General features: G+C 69.5%; 22 protein-coding genes and 2 pseudogenes. 10 read left to right on the top strand and 14 right to left on the bottom strand.

All coding sequences use genetic code 11. The features are described 5' to 3' along the window. Nucleotides 1-41 precede the first annotated feature (41 nt). Both G6N61_RS27195 and G6N61_RS27190 read left to right on the top strand, forming a co-directional pair. Nucleotides 42-1,355 (top strand): lytic transglycosylase domain-containing protein, encoded by a 1,314-nt coding sequence (locus G6N61_RS27195; RefSeq protein ID WP_179973531.1) that lies wholly within the window; start codon nt 42-44, stop codon nt 1,353-1,355. Between the two features lie 43 nt (nt 1,356-1,398). After that, nucleotides 1,399-2,541: an Mrp/NBP35 family ATP-binding protein gene (locus G6N61_RS27190; RefSeq protein WP_163923787.1), complete on the top strand. Its 1,143-nt coding sequence runs from the start codon at nt 1,399-1,401 to the stop codon at nt 2,539-2,541. Between the two features lie 17 nt (nt 2,542-2,558). On the opposite strand, the gene tatB is transcribed toward G6N61_RS27190, so the two are convergent. The 4 genes from tatB to sigE form a co-directional block, all read right to left on the bottom strand. Then, nucleotides 2,559-2,993 carry a Sec-independent protein translocase protein TatB gene (tatB, locus tag G6N61_RS27185; protein ID WP_163923784.1) on the bottom strand — a complete coding sequence of 145 codons (435 nt, stop codon included), beginning with the start codon at nt 2,991-2,993 and terminating at the stop codon, nt 2,559-2,561. A gap of 4 nt (nt 2,994-2,997) precedes the next feature. Continuing rightward, on the bottom strand, nt 2,998-4,494 hold the full coding sequence (gene htrA, locus G6N61_RS27180) for a serine protease HtrA (protein WP_163923781.1): 1,497 nt from the start codon (nt 4,492-4,494) through the stop codon (nt 2,998-3,000). Between the two features lie 78 nt (nt 4,495-4,572). Beyond that, a complete protein-coding gene (gene rseA, locus G6N61_RS27175; protein ID WP_163923779.1) occupies nt 4,573-4,968 on the bottom strand; it encodes an anti-sigma E factor RseA in 396 nt (131 codons plus the stop codon). A gap of 117 nt (nt 4,969-5,085) precedes the next feature. Then, entirely contained in the window at nt 5,086-5,889 is an 804-nt protein-coding gene (gene sigE / locus G6N61_RS27170) for an RNA polymerase sigma factor SigE (RefSeq protein WP_163923776.1), read from the bottom strand. 177 nt (nt 5,890-6,066) lie between these two features. On the opposite strand from sigE, the gene G6N61_RS27165 reads away from it, so the two are divergent. From G6N61_RS27165 to G6N61_RS27145, 5 genes are all read left to right on the top strand, one after another. Beyond that, nucleotides 6,067-6,726: an O-methyltransferase gene (locus G6N61_RS27165; RefSeq protein WP_163923773.1), complete on the top strand. Its 660-nt coding sequence runs from the start codon at nt 6,067-6,069 to the stop codon at nt 6,724-6,726. 164 nt (nt 6,727-6,890) lie between these two features. Continuing rightward, the gene (locus G6N61_RS27160) at nt 6,891-7,553 is read left to right on the top strand and encodes a TetR/AcrR family transcriptional regulator (protein WP_163923769.1); all 663 of its coding nucleotides are present in this window, start codon (nt 6,891-6,893) and stop codon (nt 7,551-7,553) included. Next, nucleotides 7,546-8,457, top strand: a complete 912-nt coding sequence (locus G6N61_RS27155; protein ID WP_163923766.1) for an ABC transporter ATP-binding protein — start codon at nt 7,546-7,548, stop codon at nt 8,455-8,457. Before G6N61_RS27160 ends, G6N61_RS27155 begins: the two co-directional genes overlap by 8 nt. Beyond that, nucleotides 8,454-10,088: an ABC transporter permease gene (locus tag G6N61_RS27150; protein WP_179973530.1), complete on the top strand. Its 1,635-nt coding sequence runs from the start codon at nt 8,454-8,456 to the stop codon at nt 10,086-10,088. Before G6N61_RS27155 ends, G6N61_RS27150 begins: the two co-directional genes overlap by 4 nt. A gap of 4 nt (nt 10,089-10,092) precedes the next feature. After that, nucleotides 10,093-10,767 (top strand): methyltransferase family protein, encoded by a 675-nt coding sequence (locus tag G6N61_RS27145; RefSeq protein ID WP_163923763.1) that lies wholly within the window; start codon nt 10,093-10,095, stop codon nt 10,765-10,767. A 271-nt stretch (nt 10,768-11,038) separates the two neighbouring features. Here the strand turns inward: G6N61_RS27145 and G6N61_RS27140 are convergent, their stop codons facing one another. After that, a complete protein-coding gene (locus tag G6N61_RS27140; protein WP_163923761.1) occupies nt 11,039-11,482 on the bottom strand; it encodes a hypothetical protein in 444 nt (147 codons plus the stop codon). A gap of 79 nt (nt 11,483-11,561) precedes the next feature. Here G6N61_RS27140 and G6N61_RS27135 point away from each other — a divergent pair, with 79 nt between their 5' ends. Continuing rightward, nucleotides 11,562-12,155, top strand: a complete 594-nt coding sequence (locus tag G6N61_RS27135) for a DUF4126 domain-containing protein (RefSeq protein ID WP_163923758.1) — start codon at nt 11,562-11,564, stop codon at nt 12,153-12,155. Here the strand turns inward: G6N61_RS27135 and glgC are convergent. Continuing rightward, on the bottom strand, nt 12,152-13,366 hold the full coding sequence (glgC, locus tag G6N61_RS27130) for a glucose-1-phosphate adenylyltransferase (protein ID WP_163923755.1): 1,215 nt from the start codon (nt 13,364-13,366) through the stop codon (nt 12,152-12,154). The genes G6N61_RS27135 and glgC overlap by 4 nt on opposite strands. A 123-nt stretch (nt 13,367-13,489) precedes the next feature. Between glgC and glgA the strand changes: the two genes are divergently transcribed. Continuing rightward, nucleotides 13,490-14,641, top strand: coding sequence for a glycogen synthase (glgA, locus tag G6N61_RS27125; protein WP_179973529.1), 1,152 nt, complete (start codon nt 13,490-13,492; stop codon nt 14,639-14,641). Between the two features lie 62 nt (nt 14,642-14,703). Here the strand turns inward: glgA and G6N61_RS27120 are convergent, their stop codons facing one another. From G6N61_RS27120 to G6N61_RS27090, 7 genes and pseudogenes are all read right to left on the bottom strand, one after another. After that, entirely contained in the window at nt 14,704-14,871 is a 168-nt protein-coding gene (locus tag G6N61_RS27120; protein ID WP_003406247.1) for a DUF3117 domain-containing protein, read from the bottom strand. Between the two features lie 178 nt (nt 14,872-15,049). Beyond that, nucleotides 15,050-15,655: a DNA-3-methyladenine glycosylase I gene (locus tag G6N61_RS27115; protein WP_163923752.1), complete on the bottom strand. Its 606-nt coding sequence runs from the start codon at nt 15,653-15,655 to the stop codon at nt 15,050-15,052. 74 nt (nt 15,656-15,729) lie between these two features. Continuing rightward, nucleotides 15,730-16,095 (bottom strand): annotated as a pseudogene (locus G6N61_RS31020) (DivIVA domain-containing protein); the annotation flags it as partial. Nucleotides 16,096-16,147: 52 nt separating this feature from the next. Continuing rightward, entirely contained in the window at nt 16,148-17,089 is a 942-nt protein-coding gene (locus G6N61_RS27105) for a glucosyl-3-phosphoglycerate synthase (RefSeq protein ID WP_163923746.1), read from the bottom strand. Next, complete coding sequence (gene folP, locus G6N61_RS27100; protein ID WP_179973722.1) at nt 17,086-17,916, bottom strand: dihydropteroate synthase; 831 nt, start codon at nt 17,914-17,916, stop codon at nt 17,086-17,088. The genes G6N61_RS27105 and folP overlap by 4 nt, the downstream gene beginning before the upstream one ends. Nucleotides 17,917-18,117: 201 nt before the next feature. Next, nucleotides 18,118-19,929, bottom strand: coding sequence for a long-chain-acyl-CoA synthetase FadD6 (fadD6, locus tag G6N61_RS27095; RefSeq protein WP_163923742.1), 1,812 nt, complete (start codon nt 19,927-19,929; stop codon nt 18,118-18,120). 31 nt (nt 19,930-19,960) lie between these two features. Continuing rightward, entirely contained in the window at nt 19,961-20,518 is a 558-nt protein-coding gene (locus tag G6N61_RS27090) for a cytokinin riboside 5'-monophosphate phosphoribohydrolase (RefSeq protein WP_163923739.1), read from the bottom strand. A gap of 101 nt (nt 20,519-20,619) precedes the next feature. Here G6N61_RS27090 and G6N61_RS27085 point away from each other — a divergent pair. Next, nucleotides 20,620-21,849: pseudogene (locus G6N61_RS27085) on the top strand (AAA family ATPase); the annotation flags it as partial. Here G6N61_RS27085 and G6N61_RS27080 read toward each other — a convergent pair. Further along, nucleotides 21,840-22,058 (bottom strand): hypothetical protein, encoded by a 219-nt coding sequence (locus G6N61_RS27080; protein ID WP_163923733.1) that lies wholly within the window; start codon nt 22,056-22,058, stop codon nt 21,840-21,842. The pseudogene G6N61_RS27085 and the gene G6N61_RS27080 overlap by 10 nt on opposite strands. Nucleotides 22,059-22,145: the final 87 nt, after the last annotated feature.

Raw genomic sequence — 22,145 nt, 5'->3', positions numbered from 1 at the left:
ACCTGGTTCACACGGTGTTCGGCTTGGGTAGGACGGTCTTAGTGCACATTGGCGGACGCGACGTCATCGCAACGGTGCGTCGTCGCGCGGCCCGAGTGGTCCGCACACCAGCTTTCGGCGTGATCGTCATCGCCCCCGCAGTGCTCATCGGTGCGGTCGGTGCGGCCGCACCCGCGCCCAAGCACACGGTCAGCGCCGACGGTTACATGCCACTCGCCGCCGTCGCGCGCGGTGCCGACGACTCAGGCGTCCGGGTGATCGCGGCCGCCAAGCCGATCAAGCCATTGCGGATCGCCGCGGCCAACCCGTCGCCGCCGCCACCGCCGATCGTGTTCAGCACGATGGGCAACATGCGCATCCCGGTGATGGCGCTCAACGCCTACCGCAACGCCGAGCGGATGATGGCCTCGGCCTACCCCGGGTGCGGCGTCAGCTGGAATCTGTTGGCGGGCATCGGCCGCATCGAATCGCTACACGCCAACGGCGGAGCCACCGACGCACGCGGCACGCCGATCCAGCCCATCTACGGCCCGACCCTGGACGGGACGCTGGCGGGCAACGAAGTGATCGTGCAGAGCGTGCAGTCCGGCCGGGTCACCTACGCCCGCGCCATGGGGCCGATGCAGTTCCTGCCGGGCACCTGGGCGCGCTACGCCTCCGACGGCGACAACGACGGCAAGGCCGACGTGCAGAATCTGTTCGACTCGACGCTGGCCGCCGCCCGCTATCTGTGCAGCGGCAACCTCAACCTGCGCGACCAGTCGCAGGTGCTCGCCGCGATCCTGCGCTACAACAACTCGATGGCCTACGCGCGCAACGTACTTGGCTGGGCAGCCGCCTACCAGACCGGTGTCGAACCGGTCGATCTGCCGGTCATCGGCGGCCCGCCGCCACCGATCTCCGACGTCCACCTCACGACGACCCGCGGTCAAGGCCTCGGCCCGGGCCTGCCGCCCAACGCGACCGGCCTGCCCGCGACCGATCCGCTGGCCGTCACCCCGCTGTTCGACATCGGCGGCACCAACGCCGCGGGCACGATCGGCGCACCCGCCGCCGCGCCCGGACCGCTGAACCCCGGTGCCGTCGCACCCGGTGGTGCGCCCGCGCCGGCAGCACCGCAGCAGAACTGCCAGGTGTTCTGCATCCAGGGCACCCCGGCACCGCCGCCGGCCGCCGTCCCACCGCCCGCTCCTGCCCCGTTCGCGCCGCCGCTGTTCGGGCCCCCGAACCCGGTTCCCGCGGCTCCGTTCGCCCCGCCGCCACCTCCCCCCGCGCCCGGTGGACTCCCCGCCGAAGCCGCGCCGGTGGTGTCGCCGGGTCCCCTCGGGCAGCAGCCCGGACCGCCCCCGGCCTGACCTCTGCCGGAGCGGTCGCCGACGCGGCCTAGACTCGCAGGTGATGTCCTCTACACCCAGCGAACTCGAAACGGCGGTGCGCGCCGCCCTCAACAAGGTGATCGACCCCGAACTGCGGCGTCCGATCACCGAGGTCGGGATGGTCAAGAACGTCACCGTCGACGATTCGTCGGGCGTGCACGTCGAGATCTTCCTGACCACGTCGGCCTGCCCCAAGAAGACCGAGATCACCGACCGAGTGACCAGCGCCGTCTCCGACGTGCCCGGCACCGGCGCGGTGAAGGTCACCCTCGACGTGATGAACGACGAGCAGCGCACCGAACTGCGCAAGCTGTTGCGCGGCGATTCGCGTGAACCCGTGATCCCGTTCGCTCAGCCCGGATCCCTGACGCGCGTGTATGCCGTCGCCTCTGGCAAGGGCGGGGTCGGCAAGTCCAGCGTCACCGTGAACCTCGCCGCTGCGATGGCAGCCCGTGGGCTGGCGGTCGGCGTGCTCGACGCCGACATCTACGGCCACTCGGTGCCCCGCATGATCGGCACCGACGAGCGTCCCACCCAGGTCGACTCGATGATCCTGCCGCCCGTGGCGCACGACGTGAAGGTCATCTCGATCGCGATGTTCACCCAGGGCAACACGCCCGTGGTGTGGCGCGGTCCGATGCTGCACCGTGCGCTGCAGCAGTTCCTCGCCGACGTGTACTGGGGCGACCTGGACGTGCTGCTGCTCGACCTGCCGCCCGGCACCGGTGACATCGCCATCTCGGTGTCGCAGTTGATCCCCGGCGCCGAGATCCTGGTGGTCACCACGCCGCAGCTGGCAGCAGCCGAGGTCGCCGAGCGGGCGGGCGCGATCGCGCTGCAGACCCGTCAGCGCATCGCAGGCGTGGTCGAGAACATGTCCGGTCTGCTGATGCCCGACGGCACCACCATGGCGCTGTTCGGGGAGGGCGGCGGACAGAAGGTGGCCGAGCGCCTGTCCCTGGCCGTCGGCGCCGACGTGCCGCTGCTGGGCCAGGTACCGATCGATCCCGCGCTCGTCTCGGCGGGTGACTCGGGGACGCCGCTGGTGCTCAGTGCGCCGGATTCACCGGCCGGCAAGGAATTGCGCAAGGTCGCCGACGCCCTGTCGTCGCGCAAGCGCGGCCTCGCGGGCATGTCGCTCGGACTGGACCCCGCGGGCCGCTAGGGCGACGGGGAAACGCGTTAGGTCGCGTCGGTGTCGAACCGCGTCGGGCCACCAGATGGCCCGGCGGGCTTGGCCGGTGGCGTGCCCAACGTCGGCGCGGACACCGGCTTCTCGGTGGGCGTGTCGGAGCCGTTGCTCGGTGAGCCACTGCCGGGGGTGTCGAACTTCCCGGTGAAGATCGAGTCGTCGCCGTCGAGCAGGTGCTTGGTGAGCGCGGCCCGCGGCGTCATGCCGCGCAGCTTCTGCAGTTCGGACAGCGGTTCGCGCAGATCGTCGAACTCCGGGCCGAGGTCCTGGCGCAGCTGACTCGTCGCCCCGGACAGGTACTCACGGGCCTGGCGCACCGCGTTCGACGCCCAGCGGATCGCACCGGGCAGCCGCTCGGGGCCGAGGATGACGAGACCGGCGATCACCAGGACGAGCATCTCGCCCCACCCGACGTTGGCGAACACGGCGCTACTGGGCGGGCTGGTCTGCGTCGGAGCCGGGGGTGATCATCAGCGTGACGGGGCGGCCGTCGCGCATCACCTCGATGGGCGACTCCTGGCCGATCTTGAGCTGACGCACCGCGACGATCATCTCGTCGGCGTCGGCCACCTTGCGGTCCCCGACCTTGACGACGACGTCGTTCTCGAGCAGGCCGGCCTTCTCGGCGGGGCCACCGACGGTGACGTTGGCGACCTGCGCACCGGAGGCGACGGAGTTGCTGACCGAGCGGGCGGTGAGGCCGAGCGACGGGTGGGCGATCTTGCCGTCCCTGATCAGGGCGTCGACGACGTCCTTGACCTCGTTGACCGGGATCGCGAAGCCCAGGCCACTTGCGCTGTCCGACAACGACTTCCCGGCGGTGTTGATGCCGATGACCTCGGAGTTCATGTTGATCAGCGGGCCGCCGGAGTTGCCGTGGTTGATCGATGCGTCGGTCTGCACGCCGTCGATGACGGTCTCGGTGTCCGAGCCGTCGCCCGACAGTGGCACCGGACGGTGCAGCGCGCTGATGATGCCGCTGGTGACGGTGCTGCGCAGGCCGAGCGGAGCGCCTGCCGCGATGACCTCCTCGCCGACGGTGATCTTCTCCGAGTCGCCGAGCCGGGCCACGCTGAGGTTGTCGACGTTGTCGACCTTGAGCACCGCGAGGTCGGTCTTGGGGTCGCGGCCGACGAGGTTGGCCGGCACTTCCTTGCCGTCGTTGAAGACGACGGTGAGCTTGTAGTCGGCCGGGTTCTTCGCGGCCTCGGAGATCACGTGGTTGTTGGTGACGATGTAGCCGCGGCCGTCGACGACGACGCCCGAGCCCTGCGAGCCCTCGTTCTTGCTGGTGGCCTCGATCGTCACGACGGAGTCGGCGACGGCCTTGGCGACGGTGGCGAACCGGCCCGGGGGGCCTTCGGGGTTGTCGTCGGTCTCGAGCGTGACCTTGGAGGTGGTGAACGCCTCGACGACCTCGGCGGTCTTGCGTCCGACCCAGCCGCCGCTGAACCCGATCACCAGCGCGAAGATGGCCAACAGCGCCAGTGCGGTCCACGACACGCGGCGGCCGAAGAGCACGTCGCGCACGCCGAGCTTGCCCGCGGGCGCAGCCGTGGCGGTCGGCGCGGTCTGGGCGACCGCAGGCGTGCCGAGTGACGGCACCGCCGACGGGTCACGCCACGGGTCGGGGGGCGTATCGGCGCTCTTGTCGCGCTCGGCCTCGAGGGCACCGGTGTCGGCGGGGTGGCGCTGCAGCGACTCGCCGGAGCCGTGCCTGCCGAACGCCTCGGCCAGCACGGGGTCCGGCGGTTGGTTCTTGGGGGCGTACTCCCCCTGGTCCTGCTGCTTGTCGGCGCCGAGGAACGAGCCGGTGAATCCCGCGGGCCTGCCGAAGGCGCGGGTCGCCGCCGGGTCGACCGGCGGACGGGTCACCGGGCGCGGTGTCAGGCGGGGGGTATTGCCGGACTGGTCCTGATTGGTCACCCGTGTTCACTCTCGGTCGGGGCGCCCGCCGGCGAGATGATCGGCAGGCGCACGCAGGGGTCGTACTCGGGGTCCAGCCTACCGGCGCTTGCGGCGGTCACGCAGAACGTCGTCAGCAAATCCATGCTCCTCGTCGTCGAGGTGCGGGTCGGGATGGGGACTGTGCGGGATCTGCGACAACGCACCGAGAAGTGCGGTCGGGACGGCGATCGGATGGGACTCGCGCAACGCCGTGCGCGCCTGCCCCTGGGCGTCGACGGCCGACGCGCACTCTGGGCATTGCGACATGTGCCCCGCGGCGCGCAGGTGGCCCTTCATGCTCAGCTCGCCGTCCACGAACGCGGCGATGGCCTCGGTCGACAGGTGCTCGGTGGAGCCGAACTGGCGCGGCCCCACGGGATCGGTGCTCTGCGACGCGAACTGCGTGGGAAGCCAGGAGAACGCCCGACGGAAAACGTGCCCCGGGTCGGCCATCGCTCACGCTCCTCTCCAGTGGCTGCTACTGCGCGGCGCGCACTATTCGAATGTAGCGCGAGCGGCGCCGCGAAACACCCATCAGCACCGTTCGGGCACCCGATGGCGCCCGGTCGGTCAGGCCGAACGGACCTGATGACTGGCGTAACCGTCCTCGGCGCTCGAGTGCGCGGCGAGGTAGTCGCGCAGCGCCTGGCGACCGCGGTGGATGCGGCTGCGGACCGTGCCGAGCTTGACGCCGAGCGTGGCGCCGATCTCCTCGTAGCTCAGACCCTCGATGTCGCACAACACGACCGCGGCACGGAACTCCGGAGGCAGCGAGTCCAGCGCGGCCTGCAGGTCCGGTCCGAGCCGCGAGTCGTGGTAGATCTGCTCGGGGTTCGGGTCGTCGGCGGGAACGCGGTCGTAGTCCTCGGGCAGCGCCTCCATGCGGATGCGGCTGCGGCGACGGACCATGTCCAGGAACAGGTTCGTGGTGATGCGGTGCAGCCAGCCCTCGAACGTGCCCGGCTGGTAGTTCTGCACCGAGCGGAACACCCGGATGAAGGTCTCCTGGGTGAGGTCCTCGGCGTCGTGCTGGTTGCCGGACAACCGGTAGGCCAGGCGGTAGACGCGGTCTGCGTGCTGGCGCACCAGCTCGTCCCAGGACGGCATCGAGGATTGGTCGCCGGTCGCGTCGAACACCGCGGTGCCGGTCAACTCGTCGGCGGGCTCGACCCAACCCGACTGGCCGGCGTCAGCGCCTGCCTGCTCGAGGTGAGCCATGAACACGGGGGACGTGCTTGTGGTGGTCGTCGGATCCTCCAGATCACTCTTGCGGACGCCAATGTCCGGCGTCTTTGCCACGTGCCGAACAACGACTTCCCCGGCGCGAGAATTCCCGCGATCGTGGCCGTGCTGCGGGACTGCGCCGTGTGTCATGGGGCTTACCGTTCCCGACCCTGGTGAGGTTGGCATATGAGCAAACTGAACTTTTCCTGAGAATGCGGGCTACCCATGCCGCGAAGTGCACAAACCGCCTCGAAATGCGTTCATCTCGGCGTCGCCACACGGGCGTGTCGGGTGAGCCGCCGATCGGTCGGCCTCTACGCTGCGGGCATGGCCAGCTCCGATGACGCTCAGACGCGGCCGAGTCGCTCGGAGTCGCTTCTCACTCACGCCGAACAGTCGATCACCGAGGACGCGATCACCGCTGCCGCGCGGGAGCGCTCCGACGACAGCGGAGCGGGTGCCGTGACGCCCGCGGTCGGGGCGCTACTGAGCGTGCTGGCGCGGCTCGCCGGTGCGAAGGCCGTCGTCGAGGTCGGCACCGGAGCGGGGGTCAGCGGCCTCTGGTTGCTGGCGGGCATGCGCGAGGACGGCGTGCTCACGACCATCGACGTCGAACCCGAACACCAGCGCCTGGCGAAGCAGGCCTTCGCCGAGGCGGGCGTCGGGCCGTCGCGGACCCGGCTCATCGGCGGGCGCGCCCAGGAGGTGCTCACGCGCCTGGCCGACGATTCGTACGACCTGGTGTTCATCGACGCCGACCCGATCGATCAGCCGCAGTTCGTCGCCGAGGGCGTGCGGCTGCTGCGTGCCGGTGGGGCGATCGTCGTGCACCGCGCGGCCCTCGGTGGCCGTGCCGGTGACGCGAACGCCGCCGACAAGGAGGTCGCCGCGGTACGCGAGGCCGCGCGGCTCATCGCCGAGGACGAGCGCCTCACCCCGGTGCTGATCCCGCTCGGCGACGGCCTGCTCGCCGCCGCCCGCGACTAGCTCTCCCCTTCTTCAGCTAGCCCTCCCCTTCTTCGGCGAGCGTGCGTGTCTGCGGGCGACACGCCGCCTTGAAACCCGAGTTCACGCACGCTCGCGGCCACCACCCAAGCCCCTTGGTGCCACACTCTTGACCGGCGGCTGAACGCACGTTTAATCTACTAAACGTGCGTTCAGTCGACGACTTCACGGCAACGGCCCGCATCCGCGACGCGGCCATCGACCTGTTCGGCCGCGACGGGTTCACCGTCGGCGTACGCGCCATCGCGACGGCCGCTGGAGTGAGCCCGGGCCTCGTCATCCACCACTTCGGCTCCAAGGAGGGCCTGCGCAAGGCGTGCGACGACTACGTCGCCGAGAGCGTGTACGGCAGCAAGAGCGAGGCGATGCAGACCTCGGACCCGGCGACGTGGTTCGCCCAGCTCGCCGAGATCGAGGCCTACGCGCCGATGATGGCGTACCTGATGCGCAGTCTGCAGACCGGCGGCGATCTCGCAAAGGCACTGTGGCGCAGGATGATCGACAACGCCGAGCGGTACATCGAAGAGGGTGTGCGGGCAGGCACCGTCAAGCCGAGCCCGGACCCGAGGGGCCGCGCGCGCTTCCTGGCCATGGCCGGGGGCGGGTGCTTCCTGCTCTATCTGCAGATGCACGACGATCCCACGAACCTGCGCGCCGTCCTGCACGACTACGGCGAGGACATGCTCCTGCCCGCACTCGAGATCTACACCAACGGGTTGATGGCCGACGCGACGATGTACGACGCCTTCCGCGCTCAGCGCGAGCAGGGTTCCCCCTTGATCCCCGGAGAGAAGAAAGATGATGAGTGACAACGTCAATCGACCCGCGGTCGAGATCAGCGGACTGTCCAAGTCGTTCGGTCGAACACGCGCGCTCGACGGACTCGACCTCACCGTCGCACCCGGTGACGTCACCGGCTTCCTCGGACCGAACGGGGCGGGCAAGTCGACCACCATCCGGGTGCTGCTCGGGCTGCTGCGCGCCGACGGCGGAACGGTCCGGCTCCTCGGCGGCGACCCGTGGCACGACGCGGTGGCCCTGCACCGCAGGATCGCCTACGTGCCGGGCGACGTCACGTTGTGGCCCAACCTCACCGGCATGCAGGCCATCGACTTCCTCGCCGGCCTGCGCGGCACCGACGCGGTCGACGAGAAGCGACGTGACCAACTGATCGAGCGCTTCGAACTCGATCCGCACAAGAAGGCCCGCACCTACTCCAAGGGCAACCGGCAGAAGGTGGCGATCGTCGCCGCATTCAGTACGCGCGCCAAACTGTTCGTCCTCGACGAGCCGACGTCGGGCCTGGACCCGCTCATGGAGCAGGCGTTCCAGCAGTGCGTGCGAGAGGTCGCCGACCAGGGCGCCGCCGTCCTGCTGTCCAGCCACATCCTGGCGGAGGTCGAGAAGCTCTGCGACACGGTCACGATCGTCCGCGCCGGACGCACCGTCAGGTCCGGCTCGCTCGAAGAACTGCGCCACCTGATGCGGACCACGGTCACCGCCCGCGTCCGCGGCGACGGACGTGGGCTCGACGGCGAACCGTACGTGCACGACCTTCGGGACGACGACGGCCTGCTGCGCTTCGCGGTCGACCGCGGTGACCTCGACCGGGCGATGAATCGGCTCACCGACCTCGGCATCGACGAACTGACCGTCGCACCGGCCTCGCTCGAGGACATGTTCCTGCGCGAGTATCAGGGCGCCGACCGATGACCGCGCCGACGACGGCCGCGTCGACGGCCACACGTCACGGACGGCACGAGGCCTCCCCCGCCGGATCACCCTGGACCGGCACGGCGCGCCTCATCCGGCACGCGTTGCGGCGGGACCGAATTCGACTCTCGGTGTGGATCGCGGTCCTCACGCTGACCATGGCCTACTCACCCAATGCCATCGAACTGGCCTACCCCGACGAGGCGTCGCGGCTCGCCCGGGTCAACCTGCTCAAGACCCCTGCCGGGATGATGCTGGGCGGCCCCATGTTCGGCGGCAACGAGACCGATCTCGGCGCGATGATGGCGAACGAGTTGATGCTCACGCTGATCGTCGCGACCTCGATCCTCACCATCCTCACCGTGATCCGCCATACCCGTGCCGAGGAAGAAAGCGGCGCAGCGGAACTCGTCCTCGCGTCGGTCGTCGGACGCTACGCCCGCACCACCGCAGCGCTCGTCGTCGTCGCAGCGGTGAACGTGGTGCTGGCCGTGACCATGACGGCGGCCATGTCGGCCACCGGATTCGACGTCGTCGACACCGCGGCGATGTGCATCGGCGTCACCGCGGTGGCCATGGCGTTCGGCGCCGTCGCCGCCGTCACGGCGCAGATGTGGCGGCAGGCCCGCACCGCGACCGGGGCGGCGATGGCCACGCTCGCGCTTGCGGCACTGCTCCGCGGGATCGGCGACGTGATCGACAATTCCGGCAGCGCGGTCAGCTGGCTCTCCCCGATCGCCTGGGCCCAGCAGATGCGCCCCTTCGTCGAACTCCGGTGGTGGCCCCTGGCCCTGCTGTTCGCCCTCACCGCCGGTCTGGTCGCCGTCGCGGCAGGACTCGAGGCACGGCGCCAGTACGACGACGGCACCGTCGCCTCCAGCGGAGAACGTCCCACCGCGCGCCGGATCCATGGCGTGCTCGGCCTGCACCTGGTGCTGGCGCGGGGGCAGACGATCGGCTGGTCGGTGGGACTGTTCGCGGCGGGCCTTGCCTTCGGCTCGATGACGAAGTCTCTGCTCGATGCGGCAGTGACCAACGAACTGCTGGCCCGGGTCCTCGCCGCGCAGGGCACCGACGGCGTCTACACGACGATGACGCAGTTCCTGGCTGCGGCTGCGAGCGCCTACGTCGTGTCCGCGGTGCTGCGGGTGTACGGCGACGAGCAGTCCGGGCTCGGAGAAACCGTTCTCGCAGGGGCGGTTTCGCGGTGGCGCTGGCTGCTGACGGCCGTCGTCTCGGCAATCGTCGGCGCTGCGGTACTGATGTTCTTCGCCGGCCTCGGCAACGGTCTGGGGGCAGGCATCACGCTCGGCGAACCCGGCAACGTGGTCCGACTGACCCTGGCGGGCGTGGCGTTCGTCCCCGCGCTGGCCGTGCTGGCCGGTGTCGCGGCACTGGGCGTCGCGCTGCGGCATGCGTGGATCGGTTGGCTCGCAGTGACGTTCGTCGTCGCATCGCTGTACCTGGGCGCGCTGCTGCGCCTGCCACAGTGGCTGATCGACCTGTCGCCCGTGGGACGGACCACCGTCCCGACCGACGTGCCCGTCGTCGCGCTGGTCGTGATGACGGTCGTCGCCGGACTACTGGCAGGCGTCGCCGGGTGGCTCTACCGGCGCCGGGATGCGGTGTGAACCCATGAAACTCGTACTCCGGACGGTGGCCGCCATGGCGTTCAGCGTCGTGTTCTTCGGCGTGGCGCTGTTCGTCCCGGCGGGCACGGTCGACTATTGGCAGGCCTGGGTGTTCATCGCGGTGTTCCTCACCGCGACGATGGTGCCGAGCGCCTATCTGGCCGTTCGCAATCCGGCTGCCCTGGCCCGCAGGATGAAGGCAGGCCCCACGGCGGAGACACGGCCGGCACAGCGGATCATCATGTCGGCGACCGTGCTGCTGGTCATCGCCGCGCTGGTGGTCTCGGCCCTCGACCACCGGTTCGGCTGGTCGTCGGTCCCGCTGTGGCTCATCATCGCCGGCGACGTCCTCGTCGTGGGCGGCCTCGTCCTGTCGCAACTGGTCGTCGTGCAGAACTCCTACGCCGCCGCCACCATCACCGTCGAGGCGGATCAGCCGCTGGTGTCCACCGGGCTGTACGGCGTGGTGCGGCACCCGATGTATCTCGGCGCGCTGATCATGATGGTCGGCATGCCACCGGCGCTGGACTCGCTGTGGGGACTCGCGGTGGTGGCGGTCGCGCTCCCGGTCCTGGCCGCGCGCATCCTCGACGAGGAGAAGATGCTGCGCCAAGAGTTGCCCGGCTACCCCGAATACGCGTCGCGCGTGCGGAAGCGTCTCATGCCTGGCGTCTGGTGACGGCCGGTCGTCGCATACTTGACGCGTGAAACTCGATGCCCGCTCCGTCGATCGCAGGACACCCGCGGACGGCGACCAGCCGTGACCACGCCGGAGAAGCCGTGCCCCGGTGGTGGGAAGGACTGGACGGTCGACATCGAGGGCCGGCCGATCTGCCCCCGCTGCAGGCGGCGGTTGCCGACCGTGGCGGGCAAGCGCCGGTCGATCCGGGACACTCCGAAAGTCCCTCCGCACGAACGGCCGGGGCGACGGACCGGGTCGTGACCGACGGTCAGTAGCACTCGCCGGGGTGCACCATGTAGCACTGCGGGCACACCTTCTCGACCACCTCGGCCCGGCCCTTGGCCTTCGCGACCTCGGGGAGGGCGTGGCCGTCCAGCGGCTCGAAGCTCACCTCTGGCTTGACCTGCCGCAGCCGCGTGAGCCACGACGTCACGTGCTCGTAGAGGTCGTGTGTCGGTTGGTAGTTCAGCAGTTCGCGGTAGCCGTAGGAATTCGTCAGCACCAGCGACGTCGAGGGCATGGTCCCGTCCAGGATGTGCCGGACGCTGGTGACGAACCGCTTCATGTGGGCCGGCGTCTTGCCGTGCCGGGTAGCCATCTCTTCGTGCCCCAGACCGTCGGTCATCTCGCGGTAGACGACCCCGTGGCGCTTCTGGCTCGTCTGCAGGATGCCTTCGATCTCGCTCTGCAGTTCGGGTGTCATCTCGCTCATGTCGGACCTCTCAATTCGTCGCCGACGATCGTCTGACCTTACCGCCAGAAACGACTGTCACCCGCCGCATACTGATCCCATGGAACTGCTGACCGGGTTCGGCCTGGCGACGGCGGCGGGGCTGAACGCCTACATTCCGCTGCTCGCGCTGGGTCTGCTGGCGCGGTTCACCGACCTGGTCACACTGCCGTCGGGCTGGAGTTGGCTCGAGAACGGCTGGGTCATGGCGATCGTCGCGGTGCTGCTGACCGTGGAGGTCGTCGCCGACAAGGTGCCAGCGCTCGACAGCGTCAACGACGTCGTGCAGACGTTCGTGCGGCCGACCGCCGGGGGCATCGTGTTCGGGTCCGGCACCGCCGCGCAGACCGAGGCCGTCACCGATCCCGGCGCCTTCGCCGGCTCGGGTCAGTGGATACCGGTGGTGCTCGGCATTGCGATCGCGCTCGTCGTGCATCTGACGAAGACCGCGGTGCGGCCGGTCGCGAACGCGTCCACGGCGGGCATGGCCGCACCGGTGTTGAGCACCGTCGAGGACGTGACGAGCGTCGGCCTGGTGTTCGTCGCGATCCTGCTGCCGGTTCTGGTGCTGGTGGTCGTCGGTGTCATCGCGTGGGCCGCGTTCACCGTCCTGAGACGGCGACGCAGCCGCAGGCGTCCCGCGACCCCGAACTAGACCCAGACGCCCTTGCCGACGGCGACGACGCCGCCTGCACTGATGGAGAACCGGTCACGGTCCTTGTCCAGGTCGACGCCGACCATCTCGCCTGGGCCCACCATGACGTTCTTGTCGAGGATGGCGTGGCGCACGACCGCACCGCGGCCGATCCGCACACCGGGCATCAGCACGCTCCCCTCCACGATTGCACCGTCCTCGACGACCACGTTGGACGACAACACCGAATTCCGCACCGAGGCGGCCGAGACGATGCTGCCGGCACCGACGACCGACTCCTGCGCGGAGCCGCCGTTGACGAACTTCGCGGGCGCGAGGTTCGCCGACTCGCCCATGATCGGCCAGCGGCGGTTGTAGAGGTTGAAGACCGGGTGCACCGATACCAGGTCCATGTGGGCGTCGTAGAACGCGTCGAGCGTCCCGACGTCGCGCCAGTACCCGTGGTCACGTTCGGTGGACCCCGGTACCTCGTTGTCCTTGAAGTCGTAGACGGCGGCCTTCCCGTCGGCGACCAGACGCGGGATGATGTCGCCGCCCATGTCGTGATCGGAGCGGTCCTCGTCGGCGTCGGCCTTGATGGCGTCGATGAGCACCTTGGTGCTGAAGATGTAGTTGCCCATGGACGCGAACGTCTGCTCGGGATCGTCGGGGGTTCCCGGCGGGTCGGCGGGCTTCTCGAGGAACTCGCGGATGCGGCCCGACTCGTCGGCGTCGATGACCCCGAACGCAGTCGCCTCGGCGCGCGGCACCCGAATGCCTGCGACAGTGACTCCCGCGCCGCTCTCGATGTGGAACTGGAGCATCTGCTCCGGGTCCATCCGGTAGATGTGGTCGGCGCCGAACACGACGACGTAATCGGGATCCTCGTCGTAGACCAGGTTCAGGGACTGGAGGATCGCGTCGGCCGAGCCCGTGTACCACCGCGGGCCGAGGCGTTGCTGCGCGGGCACCGGGGTGATGTACTCGCCGGCAAGCCCTGAAAGCCGCCAGTTCTGCGAGATGTGCCTGTCCAGCGAATGCGACTTGTATTGCGTCAGAACGCAGATCTTCAGGTACCGCGCGTTGACGAGGTTCGAGAGGACGAAGTCGATGAGCCGATAGGCGCCGCCGAAGGGGACGGCCGGCTTGGCGCGATCCGCGGTCAGGGGGTACAGGCGCTTGCCCTCACCGCCGGCCAGGACGATGCCGAGGACGTGTGGGGCTTCCCTCATGACACAAACCTATCGGCCGCCACCGGCAGAGGCCAGCCATTCGCACTATTGGCGGCGAGTCTGTCGGATTGCAAGTCAAGACAATTGGTGCGGTGAGACAGCTCGGCCGTTACCGTCAGTGTCATGCGGGTGGCGATGATGACCAGAGAATATCCGCCCGAGGTGTATGGCGGAGCCGGCGTGCACGTGACCGAACTCGTCGCGCAGCTGCGACATCTGTGCGAGGTCGACGTGCACTGCATGGGCGCCGATCGGCCCGGCGCGTTCGTCGCGAAACCCGATCCCGCGCTCGCAGGGGCCAATCCCGCCCTGTCGACGCTGTCGGCCGACCTCGTGATGGTCAACGCCGCGGCGGGCGTCGACGTCGTGCACTCCCACACCTGGTACGCCGGGATGGCGGGGCACATCGCGGGGCTGCTGTACGGGGTTCCGCACGTCCTGACCGCACACTCGCTCGAGCCGATGCGGCCGTGGAAGGCCGAGCAGCTCGGCGGCGGCTACCAGGTGTCGTCCTGGGTGGAGCGCACCGCCGTGGAGGCCGCCGACGCGGTGATTGCGGTGAGTTCCGGCATGCGCAACGACGTACTGGACACCTACCCCGCCCTGGACGCCAATCGCGTACACGTGGTGCGCAACGGCATCGACACCGACGCCTGGTATCCCGCCGAGGGATCAGTACTCGCCGAACTCGGCGTCGACCCGAGCCGCCCGATCGTGGCGTTCGTCGGGCGCATCACGCGCCAGAAGGGCGTTGCGCACCTCGTCGCGGCCGCCCACCGGTTCTCGCCCGAGGTGCAGCTGGTGCTGTGCGCGGGAGCGCCGGACACCCCCGAGATCGCCGCCGAGGTGGGCGGCGCCGTGACCGAGCTGGCTGCCGCGCGATCCGGGGTGTTCTGGGTGCGCGAGATGTTGCCGACCCCGAAGATCCGCGAAATCCTCAGCGCGGCAACGGTGTTCGTGTGCCCGTCGGTGTACGAACCGCTGGGCATCGTCAACCTCGAGGCCATGGCGTGCTCGACGGCGGTGGTGGCCTCCGACGTCGGCGGCATCCCCGAGGTGGTGGTGCCGGGTGAGACGGGCGAACTCGTGCACTACGACAAGTCCGACACCGCGACGTTCGAGGCCGATCTCGCCGACGCCGTCAACAACCTGGTCGCCGACCCCGAGCGGGCCGCGAATTACGGACGCGCGGGACGGCAGCGGTGCATCGACGAGTTCTCCTGGGCGCGCATCGCCGAGCAGACACTCGACGTGTACCGCGCGGTCGGCGCTTGAGTACAGCCGCCTAGCCACAGCAGCGTGACCGGCCGCCGATGCGACCGGTCACGACCAAGCTGCTAGCTGGTGACGCCCTTGAGTTCGTCGCCGAGGGCCGCGGCCTCGTCGGGGGTCAATTCGACGACGAGTCGTCCACCACCTTCCAGTGGTACCCGCATCACGATGCCCCGCCCCTCTTTGGTTGCTTCCAGTGGACCGTCGCCGGTCCGGGGCTTCATCGCCGCCATCGAGTGCCTCCTCCGCATGTGCCGACCCGCGGTAGCGGACCGGTCGGGCCGGGACCGCCCACGCGTTGAAGCTCCCGGCTCTGAACTGCAACTGAACTTCCTACATTGTTCCCTATTCCGGCCGTTCAGTGTGCAAAGACCCGGCGAAGCGCCTTCGCGCGGCGGCTGAACGCCTCATTCACGAGTCCTTGCGCACGAAACAGGATGCCAGGTGATCGTCCACCATGCCGGTCGCCTGCATGAGCGCGTACGCCGTGGTAGGACCGACGAACCTGAAGCCTCGCCGCTTGAGTTCCCTTGCCATGGCCGTGGACTCGGGCGTCACGGCCGGTACGTCGGCCATCGTCGCTGGACGCGTGCGCGGCGGCGGTGCGAACGACCACAGCAGCTCGCCGAGGTCGACGCCCTGGCTCGCCAGCTCGGCGACCGCCTTGGCGTTGGCGATGGTGGCCACCACCTTGGCCCGGTTGCGCACGATGCCCGGGTCGGCCATCAGCCGCTCGACGTCCACCTCGGTATAGGACGCGACCCGCTCGGGGTCGAAGCCGTCGAACGCCAGGCGGAAGTTCTCCCGCTTGCGCAGGATGATGAGCCACGACAGCCCGCTCTGGAAGGCCTCGAGCGACATGCGCTCGAAGAGGTCACGGGTGCCGCGCAGTGGGACGCCCCACTCCGTGTCGTGATACTCGCGGTACAGCACGGAGTCGGGCAGGGACCAGCGGTCCCCGGAGAAGTCGGCCCAGCCGCAGCGGGTGCGGCCGTCGTCGGTGGCCGGTGCGCTCATCGCTCCTCGACGGCGTGCTCGCCACCCGCGCGAGCGGCGTGCAGGCCGGCGTCGGAGTCGGGGTCGTCGGCCGTGTCGAGGTCGTCGGCCCCGTCTAGATCGTCGACGTCCGGCACGTCGGACTCGAAGCCGTCCTGCGGGCTGCCGATGCCGTGCGCTGCCCGGACCGCGTCGAGTTCCCCGCGCACCAGGTCGAGTTCCTGCCCCAGCCGGTCGAGCACCCAGTCGACCTCGCTGGTCTTGTAACCGCGCAGCGCCTGAGTGAACTTGACGGCCTCGACGTCGGCGCCCGTCACGCCCGAGGCGGGCAGCACGGTCGCCGTGGTGTCACGGGGTAGCGGCGGCAGCCGCTCGCCGCGGCCGAACAGCACGGTGCCGAGCCCGAACAGCACGACGGCCACCAGGATCAGGACGACCAAATACAGCAGGATCAGCGTCACGGCATCGATAGTGCCTGAGTCGTCCGACGCGAGCGTGACCCCGGTCGGGGTTTCAGGGGCGCAGCGTGTTCATCGGCGGCCGGTCGACCAGTGACACCGTCGACGTGCGAGAGCCGAAGTCGTCCCCGTCGGCGAAGAACTGGGTGAGTCCCACGCCCGAGTCGGGGATGCCGCACTTGGTCAGCAGCGTGGCGATCACCTGCCGGCTCATCGCGGCCAGCTCGGTCAACGGCCGGTTGCGGTGGGTACGCACGCCGAGGTTCACCTGCGCGATGGCGTCGAGTCCCAGCCGGTCGTAGGCGTCGACGAGCAGGCCGATCTCCACGCCGTAGCCAGGCGCGAACGGCAGCGCCGTCAGCAGCTCACGCGTGCCTGCGTACTCACCGCCGAGGGGCTGCAGCAGGCAGGTGAGTTCGGGGCGCAGGGCAGCCAGCAGCGGACGGGCGACGAGTTCGGTGACGCGTCCGCCGCCGTTGGCGTCCTCGCTGCCGCTCACCTTCAGCGGCCTGCGGTAGAAGCCCTTGACCAGGTGCACGCCGTCGGTGGTCAGCAGCGGGCCGAGCAGCTTGGGCACGAACATGGGGTCGGGGTCGATCAGGTCGGAGTCGACGAACGCCACGATGTCACCGGTCGTCGCGGCCAGTGAGCGCCACAGCACCTCGCCCTTGCCCGGCTGCGGCGCGACCTCGGGAAGCGCCGTCTCGCGGCTGATCACGCGAGCACCGGCGGCGATCGCACGGATCTCGGTCTCGTCGGTGGACCCGGAGTCCAGCACGATCAGCTCGTCGACGAGGCCGCCCAGCAGGGGGCTGATGGTGTCGATCACCGAAGCGACCGTCTCCTCCTCGTTGAGCGCAGGAAGGACGACCGAAATCGTGCGACCGCGTTTGGCGGCCTCCAGCTCGCTCACCGTCCACGTAGGTCGGATGAAACTGTGATCGGACAGCCAGCGGTGACCCGCGACGGCATCGGTGAGTTCAGGTGTCAAGCTCATGCCAGTCCCCTTACGGTCCGCGCCGGTGTACGCACGCCTCGAATCGACGCCACCATCTCCAGTACGCGTCGAGTGGAACCGACCTCGTGAACCCGGAACATCGCGGCGCCCGCGTTCGCAGCGAGCGCAGTTGCCGCGAGGGTGCCCTCCAGGCGTTCGGTCAATCCCACGCCCAGAGTCTCCCCGACGAAATCCTTGTTGCTCAGCGCCATCAGGACAGGCCATCCAGTTTTTACAAGGTCTTCCACGTGCCGCAACAAAGTAAGACCGTGATGAGTGTTCTTGCCGAAATCATGGGTCGGATCGATGAGCACCGCGTCCCGCGCGACACCCGCTGCGACGGCCCGTTCGGCGGCCGCGGTCACCTCGGCGATGACGTCGTCGACCACCCCACGTTCGGTGATCCCGTACTCGACCCGGAACGGCCTGGTGCGCGGAACGGCTCCCCCGGTGTGAGAGCAGACCAGGCCTGCGCCGAACTCGGCGGCCACCTCGGCCAGGCCCGGGTCGACGCCGCCCCAGGTGTCGTTGATGATGTCGGCGCCCGCCGCGCAGGCCTGCTTGGCCACCGCAGCGCGCCAGGTGTCGACGCTGATCAGCTGATCGGGGTAGGCGCTACGCAGCCACTCGATGAACGGGACGACGCGGGCGACCTCGGCCTCGACGTCGACGGTCTCGCCCGGCCCGGCCTTGACGCCCCCGACGTCGATGACGTCGGCACCCTCGGCGATGACGCGGTGGACGGCGGCCATCGCTGCCTCGTCGGTGAAGTTGGCGCCGCGGTCGTAGAAGGAGTCGGGCGTCCGATTGACGATCGCCATGATCATCGCCCGGTCGCCCGCGACGGGGCGTCCCAGGAACGTGCCCGTCGAGGTGTACTGCACGCTCCCAGGCTAGCCACTGGCTGGTTGGGCAGGCCCTCGCTCGCCGTGGGGGGCTCCGCCTGGGGCCTCTGCGCCGAACTGGAGAGTCACGTCGCTGGCGTGGGCGATTCACGACGTGACTGTCCAGTTCGGCGCAAGAGACGACTAGTTCTTCGGGCGCTTCCCGTCGACGACTTCCTGGACGAAGTCGTCGTAGTACTCGACGTAGCCCTCCTCGCGGCCGGCCAGCACGTAGATCGGATCCTCGATCTCGCCGGCGTCCTCGTCGCCCTCACCGGAGTTGCCGCCGTAGCCCTCCTTGCGCAGGTCGACCTTCTGGCTCTTGAACGTCGAGGTGTGCGCGAGTTCGGAGACGACGCGGACGAACAGCGGGATGGCGTACCCGGGCAGGTGCTCGTAGGCGGCCTTGGCCAGGGCCTTGCCGTCGAAGTCCTCGCCGTCCTTCAGCTGGATCGCGACCATGCCCGCGCGGCCACCCGCACCGGGCACCTCGACGCCGAACACCGTGGCCTCCTCGATCTGCGGGTCGAGGGAGACGGCGGCCTCCACCTCGGTGGTCGCGACGTTCTCGCCCTTCCACCGGAAGGTGTCGCCGAGCCGGTCGGTGAACGCCGCGTGCCCGAAGCCTTGGGACCGCATGAGGTCGCCGGTGTTGAACCAGACGTCGCCGTCCTTGAACGCGTCGCGAATCAGCTTCTTCTCGGTCGCGTCCTTGTCGGTGTACCCGTCGAACGGCTGGAAGTTGCTGACCTTGGAGAGCAGCAGACCGGGCTGGCCGGACTTGACCTTCTTCACCCGCCCGTTGTCGTCGCGCAGCGGTTCGCCGGACTCGCCGTCGTACTCCACGAACGCGATCGGCGACGGGCAGATGCCGGTCGTCTTGTCGATGTTGAAGACGTTCAGGAATGCGGTGTTGCCCTCGCTGGCCGCATAGAACTCGCACACCCGCTTGATGCCGAAGCGCTTGGTGAAGTCGTCCCAGATGGCGGGGCGCAGACCGTTGCCCGCGATCACCCGGACGCGATGCTTGCGGTCGGTGGGCTTTGGCGGCTGGTTGAGCAGGTACGTGCAGATCTCGCCAATGTACACGAAAGCCGTTGCGTCGTAATGGATTACTTCGTCCCAGAACTTCGACGCAGAGAACGACTTGCCGAGCGCGAGCGTCGCACCGGCGTTCAGCACCGACGACGTCGCCACCGTCAGCGCGTTGTTGTGATAGAGCGGCAGGCAGCAGTAGAGCGTGTCGTCACTGGTGAGCCGCATGCCCAGGCCGCCGAAGCCGGCGAGCGCGCGCAGCCAGCGGTAGTGGGTCATCACGCTGGCCTTCGGCATGCCCGTGGTGCCGGAGGTGAAGATGTAGAACGCCTTGTCCTTGGCCTGCACGGCGGCCGTTGCGGCCGGGTTGGTCGTCGGCGCGGTGGAGGCGAGCTGCAACAGGTCGTCGACGGTCATCAGCCCGTTGGGCTCGGCGCCACACTCGGTGATGGGCTCGATGAGATCCGTCTCGGCGATGACGGCGCGGGCGTCGAGCAGTCCGAAGCTGTGCGCGAGGACCTTGCCGCGCTGGTGGTAGTTGAGCATCCCGGCGACGGCACCACACTTCACGGCGGCCAGCATGATCAGCACCGATTGCGGTGAGTTGCGCAGCATCACGCCGACGACGTCGCCGTGCCCGACGCCCCGGGACGCCAGCACCGCGGCGTAGCGGTTCACCGTCTCGTTGGCCTGGCGGTAGGTGATCGCCTCGTCGCCGAAGCGGATGAACACGTTGTCGCCGTACTTGGCGGCACGGTCCTGGAACACCTTGCCGATGGACGTCTTCGCCGACGGCCGTGCGAGGAAGCCGGTGACAGCGCCACGCACGATGGCCGGCGTATCCATCAGGAGCCCCGGGAGGCGGGGGGCGATGTCGAGCAGGCCGACGTTGCTGCGAGTCTTCGAGTTCTGGTCGCTCATGTGATCACCCTAGCGATCGGGGTGACGGTGATCACGCGGCCGGTGCGCACGCGGCCAGCGCTTCCTCGACGTCGTCGACCACGATGAGCCGATCCAGCGCGCGCGGACCCACGTAACCGGTGTCGGCGAGGCCCCGTAGCCACGCCAGCAGACCGTCGTAATGACCGAACGGATCGAGCATCACCAGCGGCTTGTCGTGCATGCCGAGATAGCCGGCCGTCCACGCCTCGAAGAACTCCTCGAGCGTGCCGATCCCGCCGGGCAGCACGATGAAGGCGTCGGCGCGGTCCTCCATCACCTGCTTGCGTTCCCGCATCGTGTCGGTGACGACGAGTTCGTCGGCGTTGACGTCGGCCACCTCGCGGTGGACGAGCGCCTTGGGGATGACGCCGATGGTGTGCCCGCCGTTGGCCCGCGCCGAGTCGGCCACCGCGCCCATCGCCGAGACGTTGCCGCCGCCGGACACCAGAGACCATCCTCGGGTCGCGATGCCGGTGCCGACACTGGTGGCGAGCGCCAGCAGTTCGGGATGTCGGGGTCCGGACGCGCAGTAGACGCAGACGGCCCAGGTCTTCGAGTGGTCGGCCACAAGAGCAACCTACCGGCCGCGCACACGGCCGGGGCAAGGGCGGTGAACGGCCACGGCGGGAAGCCGGGCGGTCCTACACTTCGGCCGTGGTCGATCGAATCGCCGCGGCATCCGACGCGTTGGACCGTGGCGATCTGGAGTCGGCCGAAGAACTCGGCCGCGCCGCCCTCACCGACGGAAACCCACTGTCCGCGCGGCTCGTTCTGGCTCAGGCGCTGGCATGGCAGGGCCGCGGACGCGACGCCGACGCCGTGCTCGCCGAGGTGGATCCGTCGACGCTGAACGAGACCGATCTGCTGTCGTGGGCCTTGCCGCGCGCGGCCAACCAGTTCTGGATGCTCGACGAGCCGGAGCGGGCAACGGCGTTCCTGCGCGCCACCCGCGCCCGTGTCGCGACGGCACCCGCCGGTGCGACGATCGACGCCCTGCTGGGCACGTTCGCGATGAACGCCGGCAGCCCAGCGCGGGCGATGGAGATCTCGGGTCGGGTGCTCGCCTCCCCCGACGCCGACGATCAGGCCGTCGGCTGGGCGGCCGCGGCGGCAGCCCTGTGCCACGCGCGGATGGGTTCGTTTGGCGACGTCGACGACCTGGCGATGCGCGCCGTCGCCGCCGGCCACCCCGGACTGCTGCGGTTCACGGGTGCGTTCGGGCAGACGACGGCGGCGGTCCTTGGCGGCGATCTGGGCAGGGCGCAGGAGTTGGCCGACGGACTGGTCCGCGCGGCCGATCCCGGGCCGAGTCGTGCGATCGGCGAAGTCCTGGTAGCCGACGTGTTGCTGTGGCGCGGCGATGCCGACGGTGCCGTGGGTCTGCTGGAGGGCGCTGCCGCGACGCTGGCCCCGACGGGCTACTCGTGGGGGCCGTTGGCCTGGATGTCGTTGGCGTACGGCCTCGGTCAGCTCGGCCGGACCGCCGACGCCGGCCGGATGCTCGCACGGGCCGAGGCGCGCCACGGCCTCAAGTCGATGCTCTTCGCGCCCGAACTGTCACTGGCGAAGGCCTGGACCGCCGCCGCGCGCCGGGACGTGCACGGCGCGATCGATGCCGCGCGCGAGGCAGCCCGTGCCGCCGAGCGGGGCGGACAGTCGGCCGTCGCGCTGCGGGCGCTGCTGGATGCGGTACGGCTGGGCGACGTTCGAGCCGGCGACGGCATCGCCCGCCTGGGTGTCGACTGCGTGGTGGGCCGGCTGGCGCTCGACTACGGCCGGGCGCTGACCGCCCGCGACGCGTCCGGGTTGTCGGCGGCCTCGGCGGCGTTCGCGGGTATCGGCATGCACGGCGTTGCGGCCGATGCGGCGAGGCAGGCGGAGGCGGCGGGTCAGCGGTAGTCGGTGTTCGGCCGGTCCGGCTCGACGTCGTCAGCCCACTCGGGTCTCGGCATCGGCGGCATTGCGCCCCTGGCTTGGTCGTAATGACTCGACCACTCGATCGTCGGGAAGCCCTTCGCGCGCGAGTTGCGGATGAACACGGTCGAGATGGCCACGACGGCTAAGACGATGAAGGCGATTAGCGCGATCCCAGCGACGGTCGACCACATGGATTGGAGACTAGTAGCGCGCAGAGTATTGGTGCATCGCTCGGCCGATTAGCGGCCTTAGGATTGCTTGCTGAGGAGTTCTCTGGG

Origin of the sequence: Mycolicibacterium arabiense (assembly GCF_010731815.2) — a bacterium.
GTDB classification, from domain to species: domain Bacteria; phylum Actinomycetota; class Actinomycetes; order Mycobacteriales; family Mycobacteriaceae; genus Mycobacterium; species Mycobacterium arabiense.
The sequence above is the reverse complement of the archived record's forward strand: the minus strand, read 5'-3'. Positions and strand labels throughout refer to the sequence as shown.